Origin of the sequence: Ramlibacter sp. (assembly GCA_019635435.1) — a bacterium.
Taxonomy (GTDB): domain Bacteria; phylum Pseudomonadota; class Gammaproteobacteria; order Burkholderiales; family Burkholderiaceae_C; genus JAHBZM01.
In genome coordinates this window covers 2,525,806-2,544,491 of record JAHBZM010000001.1, presented here as the reverse complement: position 1 = coordinate 2,544,491, position 18,686 = coordinate 2,525,806, and the positions used below count along the sequence as shown (strand labels likewise).

The 18,686-nt window shown below is 68.7% G+C and carries 18 protein-coding genes; 6 read left to right on the top strand and 12 right to left on the bottom strand.

From position 1 onward, the window contains the following. The first annotated feature begins 49 nt into the window (after positions 1-49). From KF796_12375 to KF796_12365, 3 genes are read left to right on the top strand one after another with little or no spacing between them, the layout of a single operon-like run. The gene (locus KF796_12375) at positions 50-1,246 is read left to right on the top strand and encodes an O-antigen ligase family protein (GenBank protein MBX3587429.1); all 1,197 of its coding nucleotides are present in this window, start codon (positions 50-52) and stop codon (positions 1,244-1,246) included. After that, positions 1,243-3,036 (top strand): lipid A export permease/ATP-binding protein MsbA, encoded by a 1,794-nt coding sequence (msbA, locus tag KF796_12370; GenBank protein MBX3587428.1) that lies wholly within the window; start codon positions 1,243-1,245, stop codon positions 3,034-3,036. Before KF796_12375 ends, msbA begins: the two co-directional genes overlap by 4 nt. Beyond that, a complete protein-coding gene (locus KF796_12365) occupies positions 3,033-3,908 on the top strand; it encodes a glycosyltransferase (protein ID MBX3587427.1) in 876 nt (291 codons plus the stop codon). The genes msbA and KF796_12365 overlap by 4 nt, the downstream gene beginning before the upstream one ends. Here KF796_12365 and KF796_12360 read toward each other — a convergent pair. Genes KF796_12360 through KF796_12310 form a run of 11 tightly spaced genes read right to left on the bottom strand, consistent with a single transcriptional unit; the run spans position 3,892 to position 13,180 of the window. Next, positions 3,892-5,025 (bottom strand): glycosyltransferase family 4 protein, encoded by a 1,134-nt coding sequence (locus KF796_12360; protein ID MBX3587426.1) that lies wholly within the window; start codon positions 5,023-5,025, stop codon positions 3,892-3,894. The two genes, KF796_12365 and KF796_12360, sit on opposite strands and share 17 nt — an antisense overlap. Next, positions 5,022-5,756 carry a polysaccharide deacetylase family protein gene (locus tag KF796_12355; protein ID MBX3587425.1) on the bottom strand — a complete coding sequence of 245 codons (735 nt, stop codon included), beginning with the start codon at positions 5,754-5,756 and terminating at the stop codon, positions 5,022-5,024. Before KF796_12355 ends, KF796_12360 begins: the two co-directional genes overlap by 4 nt. Positions 5,757-5,806: 50 nt before the next feature. Then, positions 5,807-7,282 (bottom strand): ribonuclease G, encoded by a 1,476-nt coding sequence (rng, locus tag KF796_12350; protein ID MBX3587424.1) that lies wholly within the window; start codon positions 7,280-7,282, stop codon positions 5,807-5,809. Positions 7,283-7,288: 6 nt separating this feature from the next. After that, the gene (maf, locus tag KF796_12345; protein ID MBX3587423.1) at positions 7,289-7,891 is read right to left on the bottom strand and encodes a septum formation inhibitor Maf; all 603 of its coding nucleotides are present in this window, start codon (positions 7,889-7,891) and stop codon (positions 7,289-7,291) included. Next, positions 7,884-8,351, bottom strand: a complete 468-nt coding sequence (gene rlmH / locus KF796_12340; GenBank protein ID MBX3587422.1) for a 23S rRNA (pseudouridine(1915)-N(3))-methyltransferase RlmH — start codon at positions 8,349-8,351, stop codon at positions 7,884-7,886. Before rlmH ends, maf begins: the two co-directional genes overlap by 8 nt. Next, a complete protein-coding gene (rsfS, locus tag KF796_12335; GenBank protein MBX3587421.1) occupies positions 8,348-8,977 on the bottom strand; it encodes a ribosome silencing factor in 630 nt (209 codons plus the stop codon). Before rsfS ends, rlmH begins: the two co-directional genes overlap by 4 nt. Beyond that, on the bottom strand, positions 8,977-9,594 hold the full coding sequence (gene nadD, locus KF796_12330; protein ID MBX3587420.1) for a nicotinate-nucleotide adenylyltransferase: 618 nt from the start codon (positions 9,592-9,594) through the stop codon (positions 8,977-8,979). The genes rsfS and nadD overlap by 1 nt, the downstream gene beginning before the upstream one ends. Continuing rightward, positions 9,591-10,508, bottom strand: coding sequence for an oxygen-dependent coproporphyrinogen oxidase (gene hemF / locus KF796_12325; protein MBX3587419.1), 918 nt, complete (start codon positions 10,506-10,508; stop codon positions 9,591-9,593). Before hemF ends, nadD begins: the two co-directional genes overlap by 4 nt. Before the next feature lie 12 nt (positions 10,509-10,520). Continuing rightward, complete coding sequence (locus tag KF796_12320; GenBank protein ID MBX3587418.1) at positions 10,521-11,171, bottom strand: 1-acyl-sn-glycerol-3-phosphate acyltransferase; 651 nt, start codon at positions 11,169-11,171, stop codon at positions 10,521-10,523. A gap of 6 nt (positions 11,172-11,177) precedes the next feature. Continuing rightward, complete coding sequence (purD, locus tag KF796_12315) at positions 11,178-12,458, bottom strand: phosphoribosylamine--glycine ligase (GenBank protein ID MBX3587417.1); 1,281 nt, start codon at positions 12,456-12,458, stop codon at positions 11,178-11,180. Beyond that, positions 12,455-13,180, bottom strand: a complete 726-nt coding sequence (locus tag KF796_12310; GenBank protein ID MBX3587416.1) for a YebC/PmpR family DNA-binding transcriptional regulator — start codon at positions 13,178-13,180, stop codon at positions 12,455-12,457. Before KF796_12310 ends, purD begins: the two co-directional genes overlap by 4 nt. Before the next feature lie 67 nt (positions 13,181-13,247). Here KF796_12310 and KF796_12305 point away from each other — a divergent pair, with 67 nt between their 5' ends. Next, a complete protein-coding gene (locus KF796_12305) occupies positions 13,248-14,729 on the top strand; it encodes a DUF853 domain-containing protein (protein ID MBX3587415.1) in 1,482 nt (493 codons plus the stop codon). 16 nt (positions 14,730-14,745) lie between these two features. Here KF796_12305 and KF796_12300 read toward each other — a convergent pair whose 3' ends face one another. Continuing rightward, positions 14,746-15,978 (bottom strand): MFS transporter, encoded by a 1,233-nt coding sequence (locus KF796_12300; GenBank protein ID MBX3587414.1) that lies wholly within the window; start codon positions 15,976-15,978, stop codon positions 14,746-14,748. Positions 15,979-16,092: 114 nt separating this feature from the next. Between KF796_12300 and KF796_12295 the strand changes: the two genes are divergently transcribed. After that, complete coding sequence (locus KF796_12295) at positions 16,093-17,388, top strand: GTP cyclohydrolase II (GenBank protein ID MBX3587413.1); 1,296 nt, start codon at positions 16,093-16,095, stop codon at positions 17,386-17,388. Then, positions 17,385-18,674 (top strand): URC4/urg3 family protein, encoded by a 1,290-nt coding sequence (locus KF796_12290; protein MBX3587412.1) that lies wholly within the window; start codon positions 17,385-17,387, stop codon positions 18,672-18,674. The genes KF796_12295 and KF796_12290 overlap by 4 nt, the downstream gene beginning before the upstream one ends. Positions 18,675-18,686 lie beyond the last annotated feature (12 nt).

The window sequence follows — 18,686 nt, the reverse complement described above, 5'->3', positions numbered from 1 at the left end:
GACGGGAAACAGAATATGGGAGACCCTTCGTCCATGGCCGGTCTACCTGTTGGCCGCCTCCATCCCCGTTTCACTGGCCGCGATCAACGTGTCCAAGCTGCTGACCTTGCTGGTTGCCGGTGGCGCCCTGATCGGCGCGCTGTGGCGGAAGGAGCATAGCGCCCAGCTGGCACAGCTGCGAAGCGTGCCGGTCCTGCTCGCGATGCTGGCTGCGCTCACGCTGAGCCTGGCCTACACCACGGCCCCCTGGCACGATGCGCTGGGCGACATTGCCAAGTACGGCAAGCTGCTGCTCATTCCCGCGGTGGTGGTGCTGATCCGCACGCCGCGCGAGGCCCGGCTGGCGCTGGGGGTGTACCTCGGGTTCCAGGCCTTCGTCGTGCTGACTTCCTGGCTGCTGTTCCTGCAGGTGCCGGTCTTCTGGGGGTCGCCAACGCCGCGCAACTCCATTGCCACCGTGTATTCAAGTTACCTCGACCAAAGCATCATGACCGCGGCATTCGCGGCCATCTGCTGGCAGCTTCGCGACAAATTTCCGGGACGCCAGGGCCCCTGGATCGCGGTGGCGCTGGCAGCCATGGCGGCGGTCAACGTCATGGTGATGCTGCCCGGTCGCAGCGGGCAGGTGGCCCTGCTGGGTGTGATCTCGCTGGCCCTGGTCTGGGCTGTGCCACGGCGCTGGCTGGTGGCTGCCGTGATGGCGCCAGTACTGCTTGCCGGAGCGGCAATGGCGGTCTCGCCGCAATTCAACGAGCGGCTGTCTCTGGTGGTGTCAGAGATCAGTGCCTACCGCCACCAGCAGGACGCCACCACATCGTCGGGGATGCGGCTGAACTTCTGGCAGCGGTCGCTGCAGGCGATCTCGCAGCGCCCCCTTACGGGCTTCGGTGTGGGCAGCTGGAACCAGCAGTACCTGCGGCTGGAAGGCAGTACCCCGATTCCGGGGACCGCCGAGGTTCGCAACCCGCACCAGGAGTTCCTGCTCTGGGGAGTGCATCTCGGCGTCGGAGGGACTCTGCTGCTGCTTGGATTCATGCTGTTGGCCGCACATGACGCGCAACGGTTCCCGGTGCCGCAGCGGCATGCCATGCAGTCCCTGCTGGCCGTTCTGGCCATCGCCTGCCTCTTCAATTCGTCGTTGTTTGACGCGCTGATCGGCGACTTCTTCTGTGGCGTATTGGGCCTGTTGCTCGCGTATGGGCTGTACAACCCGGACGACCCGGCCCCTTCCCCAGCTCCGGCATGAACTCCGAGCCCACCACCTCCGCCTTGCTGGTGCGTGGCACCGTGTGGCAGCGCCTGCAGCGCTTCATTCCGTATTTCCGGGGGGCGGGCTGGGCCCTGCCCTGCATGGTGATGGCGACCACCCTGGCCGCGCTGACCGAGCCCATGATCCCGGCGCTCATGAAGCCCCTGCTGGACCGGGGTTTCAAGGACGGATCCCTCAACCTGTGGCTGGTCCCGGCCGCCTTGCTGGGCCTGTTTGCCCTGCGCGGCGTGGCGGGGTTTGTGGCCCAGTACTCGCTGGCCTTCATGGCCAACCAGGCCATGGTGGCACTGCGGCGGCGGCTGTTCGGGCGGCTGCTGGAGGCGCCCATGGACCTGTTCGCCAGGTCGTCGGCCAGCTCGCTGTCCAACACCGTGGTCTACGAGGTGCAGACCGGCACCACGCTGCTGGTCAATGCAATGCTGTCGCTGCTCAAGGACTCGCTCACGCTGGTAGCCCTGATGGCCTACCTGCTGTACCTCAACTGGAAACTCACGCTGATCGTGCTGTTCATCTTCCCGGCCGTCGCCTGGGTCATGAAGGTGCTGTCCAGGCGCCTGCACCGCATCACCCAGGCCAGCCAGAACGCCACCGACCGGCTGGCCTACGTGGTCGAGGAAAACGTGCTCGCGCACCGCGTGGTCCGGCTGCATGACGCCCAGGCCTCGCAGGGGGCCCGGTTCGACCAGCTCAACACGCAGCTGCGCCGGCTCGCGATGAAATCCACCATCGCGGCGTCAGCCATGACGCCGCTGACCCAGCTGCTCGCGGCCGCGGCCCTCTCCGCGGTGATCTGCACGGCGCTGTGGCAAAGCTCGACCAGCAGCATCACGGTGGGGGCGTTCGCCTCGTTCGTCACGGCCATGCTGATGCTGATCGCGCCGATCAAGCACCTGTCCGAATCAGCCTCGCCCATCACGCGCGGCTTGGCCGCGGTGGAACGCGGGCTCGACCTGATCGACCAGACGCCCGCCGAAGCCGAAGGCACGCACACCGCCGGCCAGGTCCGCGGTGAGCTCGTGCTGGACCAGGTGGTGGTGCGCTACCCCGGCAGCAACCATGACGCACTGGACGCGCTGAGCCTGCGCATCGAGCCCGGCCAGACGCTGGCGCTGGTGGGCAGCTCGGGCTCGGGCAAGACCACGCTGATCAACCTGCTGCCGCGTTTCGTCGAACCCACGGCGGGCCGCATCACCCTTGACGGGGTGGCCCTGGGCGACTGGCAGCTCGGCGCCCTGCGCCGCCAGTTTTCCTTCGTGAGCCAGGACGTGGTGATGTTCAACGACAGCGTGGCCGCCAACGTGGCGCTGGGGCAGCCGCTGGACCGTGCGCGCGCGCTGCAGGCGCTGCAGGCCGCCAACCTCGGCGCCTTCGTGGAGGCCTTGCCGCAGGGCATGGACAGCCCCGTGGGCCACAACGCCACCCAGCTCTCGGGCGGCCAGCGCCAGCGCCTGGCGATTGCGCGCGCGCTCTACAAGGACGCGCCCATTCTCATCCTCGACGAGGCCACCTCGGCGCTTGACTCCGAATCCGAGCAGGCGGTCAAGACCGCGCTGCAGCGCCTGATGGCCGGACGCACCACACTGATCATCGCGCACCGCCTGTCCACCATCGAGCATGCGGACCGCATCGTGGTGATGAGCGCGGGCAAAATCGTCGAAACCGGCACCCACGCCGGGCTGCTGGCGGCGGGTGGGCACTATGCCCGGCTGTACCGGCTTGCGGCCGCGGGCGATGCCACCGACCCGCAGGAGAACATTCTCGAATGAGCCAGGCATCGATCAGCGGCTTCACCTTCATCCGCAACGGCACCATGCTGGGTTTTCCCTTTGTGGAATCGATCCTGTCCCTGCTGCCGCTGGTCGATGAGTTCGTGGTCGCGGTGGGCCGCAGTGACGATGACACCCTGGCCCGCGTGCGGGCCATCGCCAGCCCCAAGATCAGGATCATCGAGACCGTGTGGAACGAGCGCATGGCCGACCGCGGCTTTGTCTATGCCCAGCAGAAAATGATCGCGCAATACGCGTGCACCGGCGACTGGGTGTTCTACCTCGAGGGCGACGAGGTCGTGCACGAGGACGAGCTGGGCGCCATCCGCGCCAGCGTCGACCGCCACCATGCCAACCCGGCCGTGGAAGCGCTGGTGTTTGATTACCTGCACTTCTATGGCACGCCGGGCTATGTGTCCATCAGCCCGGGCTGGTACCGGCGCGAATGCCGGCTGATCCGCAACACCATCCGCACCTATGCACCCGATGGCCAGTACTGGCTCGTGATGCACCAGCACAAGCGTCCGCGCAATCCGCGAGGGGCGCTGGCCCAGGCCCACATCCACCACTACGGCTGGGTGCGCCGCGCCGAGTACATGCAGGCCAAGCTCGACCAGGTCGCCAAGTACTGGCAAGGCTCCACCGTGATGCAGATCAACTACGCCAACTTCGACCCACAGGCCGTCAAGCCTTTCACGGGCACGCACCCGGCCGTGATGGCGCACTGGCTGGCCACAGAGGCGGAGCAGAGCATCACGTTCAACCCCGACTACCAGCTCACGTCCAAGGAGCGCAAATACCGGCTGTCGATGGCGCTGGAGCGGCTCACAGGCTGGGACCTGAGCCGCAAGCACTTCAAGCTGGTGGCCTGAGGCTCGCGGCGTAGAGCTGCTCGCAGGCCCGGGCCGCGGCGGCCCAGTCGTGTTGCCGGGCAAAGGCCAGCGCCTGCGCGCCCAGGCGGCTGGCCAGCAGCGGATCCCCAAGCAGGCGGCCCAGCGCGGCCGCGATGGCGGCCGCATCACGCGGGTCGTCCAGCAACAGGGCATTCTCGCCATCGGCCAGCAAGCTGGCGATGCCGCAGAACGCGGCCCCACTCACCACCACGGGCAGGCCATGGGCCATGGCTTCCAGCACCACCATGGCAAAGGTGTCCTCGAACGTGGGGTGCACCAGCAGGTCAGCGGCGCGGTAGGCCGGGTCCACGCTTTTCAGCGCTCCCAGAAAGTGCACGCGGCCCGCCACACCCAGCGCCCTTGCGCGCGCCTCAAAGGCCGCAATGCCTGACGGGTTGCCCACCACTGCCAGCGACACGTCGCCCGGCAGCCCGCACAGCGCCTGCAGCAGTCCGTCCAGCCCCTTGCGCGCATAGTCGTTGGCGACGAACAGCAGCAGCCGGCCCTGTGCCGGCAAGCCCAGGGCCTGGCGGGCCTCGGCCTGCGAGAGCCCCGGCCCGGGCAGGGTCACACCCGGCGTGACGATGGCGACCCGTGGCTGCGCATGCGGGTAGGCCTGCAGCACCTCGGCGCGCAGGTTGGCCGACGTCACCACCACCTGCTGGCCCGGCCGGGCCCTGAAGCGTGCGGCTTCCAGCGCCACATAGGTCAGCAGCCGCGGGCTCAGGGCGATCTTCAGCCAGGCCAGCGCTCGGCGCACCCCCGTGCGGCCCACCAGCAGGTTGTGCCGCACGGGCTTGACGTGAATGGTCTGCACGCGGCCGTGCCAGGTGTTCTCATGGGAATGCACCACATCAAAGCCGCTGCGCGTGGCGCGCCAGGTGGCCAGCGCGTACCAGAGCTGGTTGATCCAGCGCGGCCTGGCCAGCGGGCATGACACGCGGTGGTAGGTCACACCCGGCCAGGCATGGTCGATCTGCTGGGCAAACACATGCACGTCATGGCGCTGCGCCAGCTGCTCGACCAGCGCGATGGAATAGCTCTCGGCCCCGCCCCCAGTGGTGGCAAAGACGCGGTTCAGGACGGCGATCCTCATGCGTCGCGGCGGCGGTCTTCGTAGGCCGTGGCGATCTTGGCCCAGAACAGCGGCAGCGTGGTCGACTGATGCACAGGCACCCGCGGCAGCGCCCAGGCCGGGTCGGCCGCCATCGACCGGCCGCGACGCGTGGTGGTGGCCGCGGCGTAACCCGCCTCGCGCACCATGGCCGCATGTTCGGGCCGGTGGTGGCCGTAGGGGTAGCAGAACTGTTGCAGCTCCACCCCCAGGAACGGCTCAAGGTCAAGCTTGCAGGCCGCGATCTCCTCACGCGCGGCCGCATCCCCCAGTGCGGTGAGGTCCACATGGTTGCGCGTGTGCGCGCCAACCTCCTGGCCCCCCGCGATCCAATTGCGCAGATGGGTCACGTCCATCAGCGGTTTGGCCGGCACCCCCTTGGGCAGGTCCCAGACGTTGCTGCCGCCCAGCTGGCCACTCACGACATAGCAGGTGGCGGAGAAGCCGTGGCGCTGCAGCACCGGCAGCGCGTGTTCGAGGTTGTTCACATAGCCGTCGTCAAAGGTGATGCCCACCACCCGGCCCTGCTGTTCACCGGCCAGGTAGGGCATGAGCGCGCTCATCGACAACCCCCGGTAGCCCAGCAGCCTGAGCAGGGCCATCTGCCGTGCGAATGCGCCGGGCGACACCACCAGGCTGCGGTAGGGGGTGCCGCGCGGCGGCGGCTGGTCCACCTGGTGGTAGGTCAGGATGGGGATCGGAGGGCGCGGCATGCGGCAACGGTCACGGTCTGGCGGGCTGCCTCGAGGCGCGCCCGCAGGGCTCACAGAAGAACGATATCGTACTGCTCCGGCCCCATGGCGCTCTCGCTTTGCAGCGAGATGGGCTTGCCGATGAAGTCCGACAGCCCCGCCAGGTGCTGGCTTTCCTCGTCCAGGAACAGCTCCACCACGCGCGGCGAGGCCACCACCCGGAACTCGCGCGGGTTGAACTGGCGGGCCTCGCGCAGAATCTCGCGCAGGATGTCGTAGCCCACGCTGCGCGCGGTCTTGACGCTGCCCTTGCCCTGGCAGGCCTCGCAGGGCTCGCACAGCATGTGGGCCAGCGACTCGCGGGTGCGCTTGCGCGTCATCTCCACCAGCCCCAGGTGCGAGAACCCGCCAGCCATGGTCTTGACCCGGTCGCGCGCAAGCTGTTTGCGGAACTCGGCCAGCACCGCCTCGCGGTGGTCCTCGCGCACCATGTCGATGAAGTCCACGATGATGATGCCGCCCAGATTGCGCAGGCGCAGCTGCCGCGCGATGGCGCCGGCGGCCTCCAGGTTGGTCTTGAAGATGGTGTCGTCGAAATTGCGCGCGCCCACATAGCCGCCGGTGTTCACATCCACCGTGGTAAGCGCCTCGGTCTGGTCCACGATCACGTACCCGCCGGACTTCAGGTCCACGCGCCGGCCCAGCGCCCTGGCGATTTCGTCGTCGATCGAATACAGGTCGAAAATCGGCCGCTCGCCCTTGTACAGCTGCAGGCGGCCGGCCGCCGCCGGCATGAACTCGCGGCCAAATGCCATCAACAGGTCGAACTGCTCGCGCGAATCCAGCCGGATGGTCTGGGTCTCTTCGCTGACCAGGTCGCGCAGCACGCGCTGCAGCAGGCTCAGGTCCTGGTGCAGCAGCGAGGTTGCGGGCAGCCGGGTGGACGCCTCCTTGATCCGGGCCCAGGCCTTGCGCAGGTAGGCCACGTCCTCGGCCAGCTCGGCATCGGTGGCGTCTTCCCCGTTGGTGCGCAGGATGAAGCCCCCGCCCTGCTCGCCCACAATGGCCTGCAGCCGGGCGCGCAGCGCGTCGCGCTGATCGGGCGGGATTTTCTGCGACACCCCCACATGGTCGTCCTGCGGCAAGAACACCAGCAGGCGCCCGGCCACGCTGATCTGGGTCGACAGGCGCGCGCCCTTGGTGCCGATTGGGTCCTTGATGACCTGGACCATCAGCGACTGGCCCTCGAACACCTGCTTTTCAATGGGCACCGTGGGCTGCGTGGCCTTGACCAGGCCCGGCGGCTCGCCGTCGGGGTGACGGTGCCAGACATCGGCCACGTGCAGGAAGGCGGCGCGCTCCAGCCCGATGTCGATGAAGGCCGACTGCATGCCCGGCAGCACGCGCGCCACCTTGCCCAGGTAGACATTGCCCACCAGGCCACGCTCCAGCGTGCGTTCGACGTGCAGTTCCTGCACCGCGCCGTTTTCCACCACGGCAACGCGTGTTTCCTGGGGCGACCAGTTGATCAGGATGTCCTGCTGCATTTTTTTCTAGATTTTGAAGCCGCTTGCGCGCAGCAACTGCGCTGTCTCAAACATCGGCAGGCCCATGATGCCAGAGTAGCTGCCGCTGATCCGCGAAATGAAGGCCGCCGCCGCGCCCTGCACCGCGTACGCGCCGGCCTTGCCCATGGGCTCGCCACCGTCCACGTAGCGCCGGATTTGCGCGGGCGTCAGCTCGCTGAAGGTCACGCGCGAGTCGCTGAGCGCCTGCAGCCGGCGGGCCCCGCGCTGCACGGCCACGGCCGTCAGCACGCGGTGCGTGGTGCCCGCCAGCGCCCGCAGCATGCGCCTGGCGTCGGCCGCATCGGCGGGCTTGCCGTAGATCGCCAGGCCACGCGCCACCGTGGTGTCGGAGCACAGGATGGGCGCCGCCGGCAGCTGGCGCCGGCGCAGGCGCTGCACGGCCGCATCCAGCTTCAGGCCGGTCACGCGCTGCACATAGCGGGCCGGGGCCTCGCCCGGCAGCACGGCCTCCATGCCCTCTGCGTCCTCATCGGCGTCCGGCAGCAGCAGCTCGTAGCGCACGCCCAGCTGCTCCAGCAACTGGCGCCGGCGCGGGCTCTGGGAGGCCAGGTAGATGAATTCACTCACGGTGATAGGGATGGTTGGCGTTGATGGACCAGGCGCGGTACAGCTGCTCGACCAGCAGCACCCGCACCATGGCGTGCGGCAGCGTCAGGTCCGACAGGCGGATGCGTTCGTGCGCCGCCTCGCGGAAGGCCGGGTCCAGCCCGTCGGGCCCGCCAATGACCAGTGCCACGTCGTCGGCCTCAAGCTGCCAGGCCTTGAGCTTGCCGGCCAGCGCCCGGGTGGTCAGCGCGGTGCCGCGCTCGTCCAGCGCCACCACGCGCGCACCGCGCGGAATGGCGGCCTCAATGCGTTCGCGTTCGGCCGCGTAGAGGGTTTCCAGCGTCTTCGAGCCGCGTGGCTCGGTCTTGACTGCCTTGAGTTCCACCCGCAGCTCGGGCGGGAAGCGCTTGGCGTAGTCGTCCCAGGCGGTCTGTGCCCAGTCGGGCACACGCTGCCCCACGGCCACGACAAACAGCTTCATGCCTTGCGGGCGGGCGCCTTCTTGGCTGCGGCCTTTTTGGCGGGGGCCTTGCCGACCACGACCTTCTTGGTCGTCTTGCTGGCCCCAGCGCCCCGCGCGGGAGGCCTTTTGCCCGTGGCCTTTTTCGCTGGCGCCTTGGCGGCCTGCTCGGCCGCCTTCACGGCGGTCTTGGCCGCGCTGCTGCGGCGCAGCGTGGTTTTCTCCGGGGCCTTTTTGGCGGGCGCCTTCTCGGGCTCGGCGGCCACGGCCGGCTTGGCCGAGCCGAATTTGAGGCGCACGGGCTTGTCGCCCCAGATCTCCTCAAGGTGGTAGTACTGGCGGATCACCGGCTGCATGATGTGCACCACGGCCGCGCCGCAGTCCACGATGATCCATTCGCCGTTGTCCTCGCCCTCGATGCGCGGCTTGCCAAAGCCCGCCTCGCGCACGGCGTCGCGCACGCTGGCCGACAGGGCCTTGGTCTGGCGGTTGGAGGTGCCCGAGGCAATGATCACCCGCTCGAACAGCGGCGACAGATGCTCGGTGTTGAAAACCTGGATGTCCTGCGCTTTCACGTCCTCCAGGCCATCGATGATGGCTCGCTGGAGTTTCTGGATGTCTTTTTTGGCGGCAGTTTCAGTGGTCATCAGGGAGATTGGTAAAGGTGATGGTGTTCAATATAACGTGCTACGGTCGCCGGAACCAGATGGTCGATCCCTTTGCCCGCGGCGGCACGCGCGCGGATTTCGGTGGAACTGAAGGGCATGGGCGGCAGTTCCACCGGCTCCAGCCGCCCCGGAGGCAGCCTTGAGGCATCAAAAGTGCCTGGAGTCCCCGTCGGGCGGGCACGTTCCGCTATTGAAATGGTAGCAATCCGCGCGATTTCGGCGCTTTCGCGCCAGCTGTGCAGGGCTTCGGCCTGGTCGGCGCCGATCACCAGCAGCAATTCGGCCCCGGGAAACTCCTGGCGCAGCTCGCGCAGGGTGTCGATGGTGTAGGTCAAGCCCGACCGCTGCAGCTCGCGCCCGTCCACGGTGGCGTTCGGCACGTCGGCAAAGGCCAGTTGCGCCATCGCCAGGCGGTGCTGCTTGGCCGAGAGCTCACGCGCCTTGTGCCAGGCCTGCCCGGTCGGGAAGATGCGCAACTCGTCCAGCCCCAGCTGCTCCACCGCCGCCCGGGCCAGCGCCACATGGGCATTGTGGGGCGGGTCAAACGCCCCGCCAAACATGCCCAGGCGCCGGGGCATGGCGCCAGCCGCGCTCATACCCACTCCCGTCGCACCAGGAACCGGGTGGTCAGCACCTCTTCGGGCGAGCCGGGTTCGGGCCGGCGCTGATAGGCCCAGCTCACCAGCGGTGGCATGGACAGAAGGATGGACTCGGTGCGCCCGCCCGACTGCAGGCCGAAGTGGGTGCCACGGTCCCAGACCAGGTTGAACTCCACATAGCGCCCACGGCGGTAGGTCTGGAACTCGCGCTCGCGCGGGCCCCAAGGCAGGTCCCGGCGGCGCTGCACGATGGGCAGGTAGGCAGGAATGAAGGCATCGCCCACGGCCTGCATCATGGCCAGGCTGCGCTCGGGGCCCAGCTCGGAGAAATCGTCAAAGAACACGCCACCCACGCCGCGCTGCTCGTCGCGGTGCTTCAGGTAGAAATACTCGTCGCACCAGGTCTTGAAGCGCGGGTACTTGTCGGCGCCAAACGGCGCCAGCGCCTGCTGGCAGCTGCGATGGAAATGGACCGCATCCTCCTCAAACCCATAATACGGCGTGAGGTCCATGCCGCCGCCAAACCAGCACACGGGCGGCTGCCCCGGCTGCGCGGCCGAGAGCATGCGGACATTCATGTGCACCGTGGGCACGTACGGGTTGCGCGGATGGAACACCAGCGACACCCCCATGGCCTCGAACGGCGCGCCGGCCAGTTCGGGCCGGTGCTGCGTGGCCGAAGGCGGAAGCTGGGGGCCGCGCACATGCGAAAAGCCGCAACCCGCGCGCTCGAACAGCGGGCCGTCCTCCAGGATCATGGTCACGCCGTGGCCCTGCAGGGCCTCGCCCGGGGCTTTTTCCCAGGCATCGGTCAGGAACGGCGAGCCATCGGCCTGGCTGATGGCCTGGGTGATGCGCTGCTGCAAATCAAGCAGCCAGGCGCTGACGGTGTCTGGGCTGGTGGGAGTCATGTCAACAAGGGGTCATTTCACCATGGTATCGGCCCGGGGCACGGCGGCGTCGAGCAGCTTGATCGGCGAGGCATTGGCCGGCACGCGGCCCACCACGCCGTCATACACCCGGGCCATGCGACGCAGGTCGGCATCGGCGTCGCCGCTGGGCAGAATGAAATCGAGGGCGCGCACCTCGCGCCGCGCATAGTCCAGCCGCACCAGCCCGATCGGCACGCCGGCCCCCTGGGCCGTGCGGTAAAAGCCGCTGCGCAGGCCGGCGATGTATTTGCGCGTGCCCTCGGGCGCCAGCCCGAGCCAGAAGTAGCGGCCCTCCCGCCGGCGCTGCGCAAAAATCGCCACGGCCTGGCCCGTGACGCCGTGGGGCGAGGCGCGGTCCACCGGCACGCCGCCGACCCAGCGCAGCCAGCGGCCAAACAGCGGGATGCGGAACAACCGGTCCTTGCCCCAGAAGCGCACGGGCACGCCCAGCGCCCACTTGGCCAGGATCATCACCACGAAGTCCCAGTTGCTGGTGTGGGGGTAGACGATCAAGACACCCTGCAGGGCCGGCAGGCCGTCAAATGCCAGGCGCCAGCCCGCCAGCCGCAGCAGCGCGCGGGCCACGGGGCTGCCCTGGAACTGCAGCGGGTAGGGATGGGGAAAGTCACTGACCGGATTCAAGCCGGTTCAGCCGCGGATCGCGCGGTGGCCGATGTCCTTGCGGTACTGGGCGCCATCGAAGTGGATCTGCGCAGCCACCTCGTAGGCGCGCTGCTGCGCGGCGCGCACCGAGTCGCCCAGCGCGGTCACGCACAGCACGCGTCCGCCCGAGGTCAGCGTGGCACCGTCCTGCTCCATCGTGCCGGCATGGAACACCACGGCGTCCTCGGTGTCCCTGGGCAGGCCGGTGATCGCGTCGCCCTTGCGGGGTGCGAGCGGGTAGCCGTGCGCGGCCATGACCACGCCCAGCGCGGGCCGGCGGTCCCATTGCAGTTCGATCTGGTCCAGCCCGCCCGAGGTGGCGGCCATCATCACGTCCACCAGGTCGGACTTCAGCCGCATCATGATGGGCTGGGTTTCGGGGTCGCCCATGCGGCAGTTGAACTCCAGCGTCCTGGGCCGGCCCTGCGCGTCGATCATCAGGCCCGCGTACAGGAAGCCGGTGAACGGGATGCCGTCTTTTTCCATGCCCTTGATGGTGGGCAGGATGATTTCACGCATCGCACGCGCATGCACCTCGGGCGTGACCACGGGCGCGGGCGAATAGGCGCCCATGCCGCCCGTGTTGGGGCCCTGGTCGGCGTCCAGCAGGCGCTTGTGGTCCTGGCTGGTGGCCAGCGCGGTCACGTTCTTGCCGTCGCACAGCACGATGAAGCTGGCCTCCTCGCCCTGCAGGAACTCCTCGATCACCACCCGCGCCCCACCCTCGTTGTGGCTGACGCCCAGCTTGTTGTCCAGCAGCATGAAGTCGATGGCTTCATGGGCTTCGGCCGTCGTCATGGCCACCACCACGCCCTTGCCGGCCGCCAGGCCGTCGGCCTTGACCACGATGGGCGCGCCCATCTTGTCCACGTAGGCGTGAGCCGCCACCGGGTCCGCAAAGGTGTCGTAGTCGGCCGTGGGAATGCCGTGGCGCTTCATGAAGGCCTTGGAAAAGGCCTTGGAGCTCTCCAGCTGGGCCGCAGCTTTGGTTGGCCCGAACACCCGCAGCCCGTGGGCCCGGAACTCGTCCACCACGCCCGCGGCCAGCGGGCCCTCAGGCCCGACCACGGTGAGGCCGATCTTTTGCGCCAGGGCCCACTCGCGCAGCGCCACCACGTCGGTGATGGCGATGTTCTCCAGCCGGTCGTCGCGGGCCGTGCCGCCATTGCCGGGCGCCACATAGACCGCCTGGACCCGGGGCGACTGCGCCAGTTTCCAGGCCAGCGCGTGTTCACGGCCGCCGCCACCGATCACAAGGACTTTCATGCGTCGATGCTCGCGTTGTGGAACACGTCCTGGACGTCGTCCAGGTCTTCAAGGATGTCGAGCAGTTTCTGCATTTTGGCGGCGTCTTCGCCGGTCAGTTCAATGGTGTTTTCGGGCCGCATGGTGACTTCGGCCACCTCGGGTTTGAGGCCGGCGGCCTCCAGCGCATTCTTCACGGCTTCAAAGTCGGCATAGGCGGTCAGCACCTCGATGGCGCCGTCATCACCGGTGACCACGTCGTCGGCGCCGGCCTCCAGCGCCACTTCCATCACCTTGTCTTCGCTGGTGCCGGGCGCAAAGACCAGCTGGCCACAATGCCTGAACTGGAACGCCACCGAGCCCTCGGTGCCCATGTTGCCGCCATGCTTGCTGAACGCGTGGCGCACCTCGGCCACGGTGCGCACGCGATTGTCGGTCATGGTGTCCACGATGATGGCCGCGCCCCCGATGCCGTAGCCCTCGTAGCGGATTTCCTCGTAGTTCACGCCTTCGGCGTTGCCGGTGGCCTTGTCGATGTTGTATTTGATCCGGTCGGCCGGCATGTTGGCGGCCTTGGCCTTTTCCACGGCCAGCCGCAGGCGCGGGTTGGCGCTCAGGTCACCGCCACCGGCGCGCGCCGCCACGGTGATTTCGCGGATGATCCGCGTCCAGATCTTGCCGCGCTTCTCGTCCTGGCGGCCTTTTCTGTGTTGAATATTGGCCCATTTACTGTGTCCAGCCACGGGGGTCCCTTTGTCTTGATTTAACCTTGAGCCCGCGATTTTACTTTTTCACACCGAGGACACTGCCATGGCCGACCCGTTGCTGATTGCCAAGAACGCCTCCATCCACTGCGAACTGCTGCCCGGCCTGGCCAACCGGCACGGCCTGATCACCGGCGCCACCGGCACGGGCAAGACCGTGACACTGCAGACGCTGGCCGAGAATTTCTCCAACATCGGCGTGCCGGTGTTCATGGCCGACGTCAAGGGCGACCTGACCGGCATCAGCCAGACCGGCAGCTTTGGCGAAAAGCTCACGGCCGTGCTCAAGGAGCGCGGCATCGACCTGCCCTCGCCCCAGGCCTGCCCCGCCACGCTGTGGGACGTGTTTGGCGAACAGGGCCACCCGGTGCGCGCCACGGTGTCCGACATGGGGCCCCTGCTGCTGGCCCGCATGCTCAACCTCAACGACACCCAGGCCGGCGTGCTCAACCTCGTGTTCAAGATTGCCGACGACGCCGGCATGCTGCTGCTCGACCTGAAAGACCTGCGCGCCATGCTGCAGCACGTGGGCGACAACGCCAGCCAGTTCACCACGCAATACGGCAACGTGAGCGCCGCCAGCGTGGGCGCCATCCAGCGCGGGCTGATGCAGGTCGAAACCCAGGGCGGCGACAAGTTCTTTGGCGAGCCCATGCTCAACATCTCCGACTTCATGCAGACGGTGGACGGCAAGGGCGTGGTCAACATCCTGGCCGCCGACAAGCTCATGAACTCGCCGCGCCTGTACGCCACCTTTTTGCTGTGGATGCTGTCGGAGCTGTTCGAGCAGTTGCCCGAGATCGGCGACCCCGAGCAGCCCAAGCTGGTGTTCTTCTTTGATGAGGCGCACCTGCTGTTCAACGAGGCGCCCAAGGTGCTGGTGGAGCGCATCGAGTTGGTGGTGCGCCTGGTGCGCTCCAAGGGCGTGGGCGTGTATTTCGTGACGCAAAACCCGCTGGACATTCCCGACAGCGTGCTGGCCCAGCTGGGCAACCGGGTGCAGCACGCGCTGCGCGCCTTCACCCCGCGCGACCAGAAGGCCGTCAAGGCCACGGCCCAGACCATGCGGCAAAAGCCCGGGCTGGACATCGAGGCCGCCATCACCGAGCTGGCCGTGGGCGAGGCGCTGGTGAGCTTTCTGGATGCCAAGGGCCGGCCCTCGGTGACCGAGCGCGTGTATGTGCTGCCCCCCGGCAGCCAGCTGGGCCCCATCGCCCCGGCCCAGCGCCAGGCGCTGATCGCGGGCTCGCTGGTGGCGGGCGTGTATGAAAAGGCCGTGGACCGTGAATCGGCCTACGAGAAACTCACCGCCCGCACCGAGGCCGCCCAGGCCGAGGTGGCCCAGAAAGCCGAAGCCTCCGGCGGCTTCATGGGGGGCCTGAGCAACGTGCTGTTTGGCTCCACCGGCCCCCGCGGTGGCCAGCGCGACGGCCTGGTTCAGCAGGTGCTCAAGAGCGAGGCGCGCAACCTGGCGCGCCAGGTGCTGCGCGGGGCGCTGGGCGGGATCCTGGGCGGCAAGAAGCGCTGAGCTTCACCGCCCGGGTTCACCGCGCCCGGGCCGCCCCCGGCCACAGGCGCACCGCCAGCGCGGCCGAGGCCGACACCAGCGCCAGCACGGTCACGGCCAGCCACCCCCATCGCGCCAGCAGCAGGCTGCCCAGTGCCGCGCCCAGCGACATGCCCGTGAACATGCCGATGAACAGCACGGCGTTGAGCCGGCTGCGGGCGCCGGGTTCGATGCTGTAGACAATGGTCTGATGCGCCACCAGCGTCGCCTGCACGCCCAGGTCAAAGCCGATGGCACTCGCCACCAGCAGCCACAGCCCCACGCCCGGCCCCACCCAGGGCAAGGCCAGCATGAGCGCAAACGACCCCATGGCCAGCGCAATGCCCAGCCGCGTCACCAATTCCGGGCCCCGGCGGTCCGCCAGGCGCCCGGCCAGCGGCGCCGCCAGCGCACCGGCGGCGCCGGCAAGGCCAAAGGCCCCTGCGGCAGAGGCGCCCAGGTGAAACGGCTCGCCGTGCAGCATCACGGCCAGTGTTGACCAGAATGCGCTGAAACCAATGGCAATCAGGCCCTGCGCCAGGGCCGCGCGCCGCAGCGCCCCATGGCGTTGCCAGAGTTGCCACAGCGAGCCCAGCAGCGCGCCATAGGCCAGCCGGGTGGTGGGCTCAAACCGCGGCAGGCGGCGCCACATGGCCACGCCCATGAGCGCCACGCCCACGGCGGCGGCCACGAACATCACGCGCCAGCCCAGGTGCTCGGCCACAAAGCCGCTGACCACGCGCGACAGCAGGATGCCCAGCAGCAGCCCGGTCATGACCGTGCCAACCACCTTGCCCCGGTGCGCGTCTGGCGCCAGCGTGGCGGCTGCCGGCACGATGTCCTGCGCCAGCGTGGCGGCCAGCCCGGTCACCAGGCTGGCCACCAGCAGCAGCCCGATGCCGGGCGCCAGGCCGCCAGCCAGCAAGGCCAGGCTCAGCAGCGCCGCCTTGGCCACGATGATGAGGCGCCGGTCGTAGCGGTCGCCCAGCGGCGCCAGCAGCAAAATGCCCAACGCGTAGCCCAGCTGGGTCAGCGTGGGCACCAGGCCCATGGCACTGGCGGAGGCCCCCAGTTCGGTCCCCAGCAGCGCCAGCATGGGCTGGCTGTAATAAATCGATGCCACCGCCAGGCCCGCCCCGCTGGCCAGCAAAAGCACCAGCGACCCGGGCAAGGCCGCTGGATCACCGTGCACGGAATGAGTGCCCGAATTCATGGATTGCGTTGATTTCATGGTGCCCGGAGTATGCAAGCCGCGCGGCAAGCCCCGCCGGCGCAGTTGCATTTTTGCCGCAGCTCTTGCCAGCCGCGGGCGCCATCGGTACATTGCATTTTTTGAGGGCCTGCAATGTCCGTTGAAGTACCTGCCACCCCGGCAACCCCGGTGCCCACCAGCACCAAAGACAACTCTCCCCGCCACATCCGCCTGACCTCCCACACCGGGGGTTTCGGCGCCCTGCCCATCCGCTGGGGCGCGGCCACCGCGGCCGAACGCGGCCCCGTGGTGGGCACCACCACCAAGCGCGCCCACCGCAACGTCATTGGCACACACAGCGGCTCCTACAGCATCTACCGGGCGCTGGCCGTGGCCTCGGGCGGCCTGTCGCGCGACCACAAGGCCGACCTGACCAACACCGCGCCCACCGACGTGATCGGCCCCTACCCGCAGTGGAGCGAGCCCGGCCGCATCGTGGCCATGGACCCGTGGGGCGCCACCATCGCCACCGAATTCGCGGCCGAGCTGGCCGCGGGCTACGACATCCGGCCCACCATTGCCGTGACGCAGGCCCATGTGATCCTGCCCGAGGTGATCGAGGCCCTGCAAAAAGGCCGCCTCAAGGCCGACGGCAAGGTGCTGACCGCCGGGGGCGCGGCCATGGTGACCAAGGTGGCCGTGGAGCCCGTGTGGTACCTGCCCGGCGTGGCCGAGCGCTTTGGCTGCAGCGAGACCGACCTGCGCCGCGTGCTGTTCGAGGAAACCGGCGGCATGTACCCCGAGCTGGTCACGCGCTCCGACCTGGAGGTCTTTTTGCCGCCCATCGGCGGCCTGACCGCCTACATCTTCGGCAAGCCGCGCGACCTGGCCAACCCCGAGGTCGAGCTGACCGCCCGCGTGCACGACGAGTGCAATGGCTCCGACGTGTTTGGCTCCGACATCTGCACCTGCCGGCCCTACCTGACCCACGCCATTGAAGAATGCATCCAGGGCGCGCAACGTGGCGGCGTGGGCCTGGTGAGCTACTTCCGCAAGGAGGGCCGCGCGCTCGGCGAGGTCACCAAGTTCCTGGTCTACAACGCACGCAAGCGCCAGGTGGGCGGCGACACGGCCGACCAGTACTTCAACCGCACCGAGTGCGTGGCCGGCGTGCAGGACATGCGCTTCCAGGAGCTCATGCCCGACGTGCTCAGCTGGCTGGGCATCCGCAAGATCCACCGGCTCGTGTCCATGAGCAACATGAAGTACGACGCCATCACGCGCGCCGGCATCGAGGTGGTGCAGCGCATCAACATCCCCGACGACCTGATCCCGGCCGACGCGCGCGTGGAGATGGACGCCAAGATGGCGGCTGGCTATTTCACCCCCGGCGCCGTGCCCGACGCCCAGGAGCTGAAGAAAGCCAAAGGCCGGGGCCTGAGCGCATGAGCGCGCCCGACAGCACCGGGGGCGCTCCTGATCTGATAGCAGCCAGTGCCCGCCAGACAAGCGCTGCAGCCACTTTGCGCACCACCACCGCGATCCGCGCGCGGGCCGCGGCGCTGCTGGCGCGGGCCCGCGCGGGCGAATCAGCCTGGTTCACCGTCAACGATGCGGCGCTGGACAGCGCCGCGCATGAGGTGGCCCAGACCACGCGCGACCGCTACCCCGACCTGAACATCCCCTTCCACAGCCGCTGGCGCCACTTCGAGGCCGGCGGCATCGACCGCAAGGCCACGCTCGACGGCCTGCTGGGCGACGCGCACGCGCCCGCCAAAGCCCGCGCCTGGATCGACCTGGCCGTGGTCAGCGTGCTGCTGGACGCCGGCGCCGGCGCCGACTGGCACTACACCGAGCCGGCCAGCGGCAAGCGCTTCAGCCGCTCCGAGGGCCTGGGCGTGGCCAGCTTCCACGCCTTCATGGGCGGCCTGTTCTCCAGCAACCCGGCGCAGCCGCTGCAGGTGGACGGCATGGGCCTGCGCGGCCTCGTGGCCGACCGGCTGGCCGAGGCCTTTCAGGTCAGCGCCAGCAACCCGCTGGTCGGCCTGGAGGGCCGCGTGGTGCTGCTGCGCCGCCTGGGCGAGGTGCTGCTGGAGCAGCCCGAGGTGTTTGGCGCCGACGGCCGGCCGGGCGAGCTGTTCGACATGCTGATCAGCCCGCTCGGCCCCGACGTGCCGCCCACCGCCACTGTGACCGCGCACGACATCCTCTCGCAGCTGCTGGCCTCGCTCTCGCCCGTGTGGCCGGCCAACAACCGGCTGGGCCCCATCCCCCTGGGCGACTGCTGGCGCCACAGCGCCGTGCGCGGCGAGGGTGACAGCGACGGCTGGATGCCCTTTCACAAGCTCTCGCAGTGGCTGACCTATTCGCTGCTCGAGCCCTTCCAGTGGGCCGGCGTGCGGGTGCTGGGGCTGGACGCGCTGACCGGCCTGCCCGAGTACCGCAACGGCGGCCTGCTGCTCGATGCCGGGGTGCTGCAGCTCACCGACCCGGCCCATGCCCAGCGGGTCTGGCAGCCCGGCGACGAGCTGGTGGTGGAGTGGCGCGCCCTGACCGTGGCCCTGCTCGACGAACTGGCGCCCCTGGTGCGCGCGCTGCTGCGCCTGAGCGAGGCACAGATGCCGCTGGCCTGCGTGCTTGAAGGCGGCACCTGGGCTGCGGGCCGGGTTCTGGCACAGCGCTTGCGTGGTGGCCTGCCCCCCCTGGGCATTGCCAGCGATGGCACGGTTTTTTAGAAGAACGACATT